General features: G+C 46.2%; 6 protein-coding genes. 2 read left to right on the top strand and 4 right to left on the bottom strand.

Translation table 11 applies throughout. The features are described 5' to 3' along the window. Window positions 1–128 precede the first annotated feature (128 nt). The 4 genes from QUA00_RS35975 to QUA00_RS35960 form a co-directional block, all read right to left on the bottom strand. The gene (locus tag QUA00_RS35975) at window positions 129–1,241 is read right to left on the bottom strand and encodes an AAA family ATPase (protein WP_333413334.1); all 1,113 of its coding nucleotides are present in this window, start codon (window positions 1,239–1,241) and stop codon (window positions 129–131) included. 216 nt (window positions 1,242–1,457) lie between these two features. Beyond that, complete coding sequence (locus tag QUA00_RS35970; RefSeq protein WP_333140770.1) at window positions 1,458–1,916, bottom strand: divergent PAP2 family protein; 459 nt, start codon at window positions 1,914–1,916, stop codon at window positions 1,458–1,460. A gap of 14 nt (window positions 1,917–1,930) precedes the next feature. Further along, window positions 1,931–2,857, bottom strand: a complete 927-nt coding sequence (gene crtE, locus QUA00_RS35965; protein WP_333140772.1) for a geranylgeranyl diphosphate synthase CrtE — start codon at window positions 2,855–2,857, stop codon at window positions 1,931–1,933. A 190-nt stretch (window positions 2,858–3,047) separates the two neighbouring features. Continuing rightward, complete coding sequence (locus tag QUA00_RS35960; protein ID WP_333413331.1) at window positions 3,048–3,935, bottom strand: LysR family transcriptional regulator; 888 nt, start codon at window positions 3,933–3,935, stop codon at window positions 3,048–3,050. Between the two features lie 110 nt (window positions 3,936–4,045). On the opposite strand from QUA00_RS35960, the gene QUA00_RS35955 reads away from it, so the two are divergent. Together QUA00_RS35955 and QUA00_RS35950 are read left to right on the top strand one after the other, a co-directional pair. Then, on the top strand, window positions 4,046–4,534 hold the full coding sequence (locus QUA00_RS35955) for a GNAT family N-acetyltransferase (protein WP_333413329.1): 489 nt from the start codon (window positions 4,046–4,048) through the stop codon (window positions 4,532–4,534). A gap of 69 nt (window positions 4,535–4,603) precedes the next feature. After that, window positions 4,604–5,368 carry a methyltransferase domain-containing protein gene (locus QUA00_RS35950; protein WP_333140778.1) on the top strand — a complete coding sequence of 255 codons (765 nt, stop codon included), beginning with the start codon at window positions 4,604–4,606 and terminating at the stop codon, window positions 5,366–5,368. Window positions 5,369–5,766 lie beyond the last annotated feature (398 nt).

The raw sequence follows: 5,766 nt of genomic DNA, 5'->3' as shown, positions 1-5,766 counted from the left end.
ACAAAAAACTACATTGAAATTTAGTCGAATTTAACTGTAGCATATTTTGGGGGAAAGTTAAGATGCGTTTACCCTGCGATTAGCATCATCTTCCGCCAACACATGAATGTGCGGTTGATACTTATTACTCATAGCTCTATGTCGCCACCAATCAAGGCATTTATCAGGTCGCCTTTAACAGACATCTCACTCAGCGGTCTGACTAAAGTTGGCTCTAAGTGGCTTTTGCGATCTAATACAAAGGTATTTTCATTTGAAAACTTGCGGATTGCTTCAGGATTATGCGATGTCACTAAGATTTGACCGCTATTTTTAAATGAGCGTCGCAGAGACATTACAAAATGTCCAACCTCCGATAAGGATAGATAGTTATCTGGCTCGTCCCAGAAGCAAAAAAGGGGGCCATAAAATTTGTTGGCAGCCAAGACAACAGCGCAAAGAAAAAAGCATTTCTCCCCGTCAGATAAGTCATTAAATTCAATACTTAGATTCGCATTATTTGCTTCAAACCGAACAATCATGCTTTTCGAGTCTTTGCCGATTAGTTCATTCAGAAAATCCTGAATGTCAGGCATGACTTCTCGGAGATATTTATCAACCTGTGTGTAGGCTGCAGGATAGCGACTCAGTAAGCCCGAAACCCACTCCCCAAAGTTTGAACCATCTCGCTTTGGCTCCAAAGTTTCACCGTTTGAGTCTCCACTCATCAAGCTGGGAATCGGGGCTAAAATGATCGTGCGTGCGAGCCAAGTCTTAAAAATATGTAGAGGATCTGTCTCAGATAGCTCCTGAATTACTGGCAAGGCAATAAGATGCCAACCCACCATAAACTGAGCTTCACGATTTTGCCAACTGGTGTGAAAAAAAGTGACTTGGGCTTCTTTACGGGAGTAAATTGGAGTTCCTCCAACTAGCAATTCCTCTTCAAAAACTCGAAGCTCTTTAGATTTTTCTGGCAACTCGAAGGCAAGGACATATTTGTATAATTTCTCGTTAAGTAAGACTTCTATTTCAAACCGGATTGGGACATCCGACCTGCCACGAGCAAAATCTTTTACATTGACAAGATCGCGAACTCTATTTATGCCTCGACCGATGGACTGAAATACCTGTAAGACAACCGAAGTAGTTGATTTACCGGCACCATTTTTTCCAATCAAGAGAGCAGATGGCATCCCCTTTATCGGCAGTTCAAAGTTTTCTAGGCATCTGAAGTTGTGTACATATAGTCTTTGGAGCATAGCAAAACAATTCCAAGGAGTGGGAAGTGAAAAAACTTTTTGAACTTTTTGAAGTGCTTAATTAGGGAATAGGCATTGCCATAAACTTCCAAAAAGTTCGGGTGCTTTTCTGAGCTAGAGACGGATGAGTTGCCGAACTATTAATCCCCGCCACCAACTTTTACCTCCAACTCGTCAAAAAACACCACTGCCCCAAATTTACTCCGTACTTAAAACTTAATATGCAGGCCCTGCGATCCAAGCAATAGTGATTCCCAGCCCCAAACCTACAAGCACTTGAAAAGGAGTGTGTCCCAGCAACTCTTTCAGGCGAGCTTCATTAAGGTTGTGATCTTCCTCAAAAAACTCGTCAATAATTTGGTTGAGGATGCGAGCTTGCTTGCCTGCAGCTTGGCGGACGCCTGCTGCGTCATACATCACAATAATTGCAAAGATCGCAGCGATCGCAAACTCTGGACTTTCCCATCCCATCGTTTGTCCCACTCCAGCAGCCAAAGCGCCCACAAAAGACGAGTGAGCGCTGGGCATTCCCCCCGTTGTTACCAAATACCGAAGATTAAACTTGCGGTTTTTGACCAACTCGATCGGCAACTTCATGATCTGAGCCGCCAGACAAGCGATCAAAGCAACCACGAGTACATGATTGTTTAAAATGCCGCTGCAAATTTCCTGCATAGTGTTTAGTATTTCTAGTTACTGCGGCTGGTAATATAATCGGCGATCGCCAGCAGCGGTAGAGCTTTACTCCCAAACACTGCCAATTGAGCCTTAGCATCAGCAACAAGCTGCGAAGCTTGGCGCCGAGACTCCTCAATTCCCCACAAACTCGGATAAGTGACTTTTCCTGCTTGAACATCTTTGCCAGCAGTTTTGCCCAGTTCTTCTTGGGTAGCAGTAATATCCAAAATGTCGTCAACGATCTGGAAAGCCAACCCAATATTTTGAGCGAAACGAGACAGCCGCTGCAAATCCGCAGCCGAAGCCCCGGCCAGAATTGCCCCACAAACTACGCAGGCCTCTAACAGCGCGCCTGTTTTGTGAGCGTGAATGTAATTCAAAGTTTCCAGAGAAACATCTGTCTTTCCTTCCGATTCCAAGTCAACCACCTGACCGCCTACAAGTCCAGCAGCACCCGATGCCCGCGCTAAATGGGCGATCGTCTGCAACACCTGTTGGGGGGGTACATTCTCAGTTTTAGTGGCGATAAATTCAAAAGCATAGGTCAACAAACCATCGCCAGCCAAAATGGCAATATCCTCGCCGTAGACTTTGTGGTTCGTCAGTTTGCCGCGCCGGTAGTCGTCATTGTCCATTGCCGGCAAATCGTCGTGAATCAGCGACATCGTGTGGATCATTTCCAAAGCGCAAGCTGTCGGAATTGCCATAGATGTAGTGCCGCCGGCCAGTTCGCAGCTAGCCAGACACAGGATCGGACGCAGGCGCTTGCCCCCCGCTAGCAGCGAGTAGCGCATTGCTTCGTAGATTTTCTCTGGGTAGATGACCGGCAGTGCACTGTCGAGAGCTACCTCGATCGCCTCTTTTCGCTTGACTAGATAAGTAGATAAATCGAAAGAGGATTCCGGTTGGGACGAACCCATTTCTGTTGCCAATACCATCCCTTGCTCTCTTGTACTTAATATTTATATGGGATATTGTGAGCCGTTGGGGTCGCATCGTACCGACTTTTACGGCAGTAGTTGCTCGAACTCCGAGCATCAATTAATCATTCTACGGGTGTTGTTGCACAGAAAATCTTTGAGTTTTGATAAGTTTGTCAAATTGCCAGTCAATCTAAAATTTACAATCTCAAATCTCAAATCCGCTGATTTGTCTGGCGACTTCCAAAAACCGCTGCACCGCCGCCGTTGGATCGCTGCACCAAATTAGAGCGATCGCCACAATGCAGGTTGATTCTGGTAACGCTTTGTAAACAACCCCGCTGCGCTGGAAATTTTGCATTGACGCCGGAACGATCGCCACTCCCATCTCGGCGGCTACCAGACTCACAATGGTTTGCATTTGAATTGCTTCTTGAGCCGCGCGAGGGCTAAAACCTGCTTGCTGACAAAGACTGACGATCGCATCGTAGAGTCCCGGAGCCTGGGAACGCGGAAACAAAATGAACGGTTCGGTGGAAAGTTCGCGTAATTCAAGATGCGTGCGATCGGCCGCCGGATGCGTTTCTGGCAGTGCCACGATCAGCGGTTCTCGAAAAACGATTTCAGAATTTATCCCGTCTTCCTCAACCGGAGGGCGCACGAAGCCGATATCAATTTGCCCGAACCGCAACCGCTGCAACTGTTCGTTTGTTGTCAGCTCGTGCAGTTCGAGCTTGACGGCGGGACACCGAGTGCGAAAGGCCTGCAAAATGGCTGGAACCACGTTGTGTGCTGCAGAACTCACAAAGCCGATCGTCAGTTGGCCGAGTTCGCCCCGACTGGTTTGTCTGCCGAGTTGAATTGCTCGATCGACTTGCTGCAGAATTTTCCCGGCTTCCTCGAAAAAAACCTGTCCCGCTGCCGTTAACTGCACCGTCCGCTTGGTGCGGCGAAACAGTTGAAATCCCAACTCTGCCTCTAAATGCTGGATTTGTTGGCTCAGCGGAGGTTGGGCAATATGCAGTTTTTCGGCTGCACGAGTGAAATTCAGTTCCTCTGCAACTGCAATGAAATAACGCAAATGCCGAAGTTCCATAAGTCCCAATCATTTATATTTTAAAAGTATAAATGGTTAGCTAAACATATATTGGACATTGATGATGATATTTCATACAGTGATTAATAGGCGAAGTTGAGAATTAAACAATGGCTAATTTGGATATCAGAATTAGAGAAGCAGATGTGGCAGATTTGGAATTAATCGTGGATTTTATTTCTCAAAAAAGCGAGTTTGATGGCTCTAAAAATTTGTTGGCAGCAACAGCAGATAAATTGCAGCAAACGTTGTTTTGCCAGCCTCCGCTAGTGCGGGTTTTGTTGGCGGAAGTTGCGGGAAAAGCGGTAGGATTTGCTCTTTTTTATTCGTCCTATTCAAGTTTATTGACGCAGCCGTGCCTTTGGCTTGATGATTTATTTGTGCAAGCTCCTATGCGCGGTATGGGAGTCGGGACAGCGCTGTTAAAGTATTTGGCACAAATTGCTGAGTCAACAAATTGCGGCCGTATGGAATGGACTGTTAATACTGCAAATGCGCCCGGAATTGCTTTTTATGAAAAGCAGGGAGCCCGGATTTTGGAAAATATTAGAGTTTGCCGTATTGATGGGAATGCAATTAATCTGCTTGCTGGCAAATAATTTAATAACGAACCGCGAAGGCGCTAAGAACGCGAAGAGAAGAGAAAAAAAGAGGAAAGAAGAGAAGAGATGTCAGAAAATTATTGGAATTCAGCTCTTTATGAGCAAAATCATGCTTTTGTTTGGCAGTACGGCGAATCACTTTTGGAGTTACTCGCTCCGAAGGCTGGTGAACAAATTCTGGATTTGGGCTGCGGTACGGGACAGTTAACTGAAAAGATTGCTCAAAGTGGTGCTTGTGTGCAAGGTATTGATTCCTCTTTGTCGATGATTTCCACGGCAAAAGTTAACTATCCTCACATTAAATTCGCTGCCGCAGATGCGAGGAGTTTTAAAGTAGGAGAGCCGTTAGATGCTGTGTTTTCTAATGCGGTTTTGCACTGGATTAAACAGCCGGATGCTGTGATTAATTGTGTGGAAAAAGCGCTGAAGCCGGGAGGGCGTTTTGTGGCTGAGTTTGGCGGTAAGGGGAACGTGGGGGCGATCGTCCGCGCACTTTTGAGTGTTTTGTCAGAAATTGGCTGCGAGGAGCCTGAAGCGCTTAATCCTTGGTATTTTCCGAGTATTGGCGAGTATGCTGGGCTTTTGGAAAAGCAGGGTTTTGATGTGGGTTATGCGGTTTTGTTCGATCGACCGACTCCTCTAGAAGGTGGCAGCGCGGGTATGGTAAATTGGATTGAGATGTTTGCTGGTGGGTTTTTATCGGGGTTGTCTAATAATGTGCGATCGCAGGTAATTAACTCCGTTGCAGAGCGTTTGCGATCGACGCTGTACCGCGATGGTAATTGGATTGCAGATTATCGCCGAATTCGCGTTGTTGCTATCAAGCCGTAGGGTGCGTCGCGATCGCAAATATTCAAATACGATATAAAATCTCATAGCGACGCACCATACTTCCGGTTGCTATCAAGCCGTAGGGTGCGTCGCGATCGCAAATATTCAAATACGATATAAAATCTCATAGCGACGCACCATACTTCCGGTTGCTATCAAGCCGTAGGGTGCGTCGCGATCGCAAATATTCAAATACGATATAAAATCTCATAGCGACGCACCATACTTCCGGTTGCTATCAAGCCGTAGGGTGCGTCGCGATCGCAAATATTCAAATACGATATAAAATCTCATAGCGACGCACCATACTTCCGGTTTCTGTCAAGCCGTAGGGTGCGTCGCGATCGCAAATATTCAAATACGATATAAAATCTCATAGCGACGCACCATACTTCCGG

The organism is Microcoleus sp. T2B6 (assembly GCF_036700475.1).
Lineage (GTDB): Bacteria > Cyanobacteriota > Cyanobacteriia > Cyanobacteriales > Microcoleaceae > Microcoleus.
This window is presented reverse-complemented; position numbering and strand designations above follow the sequence as displayed.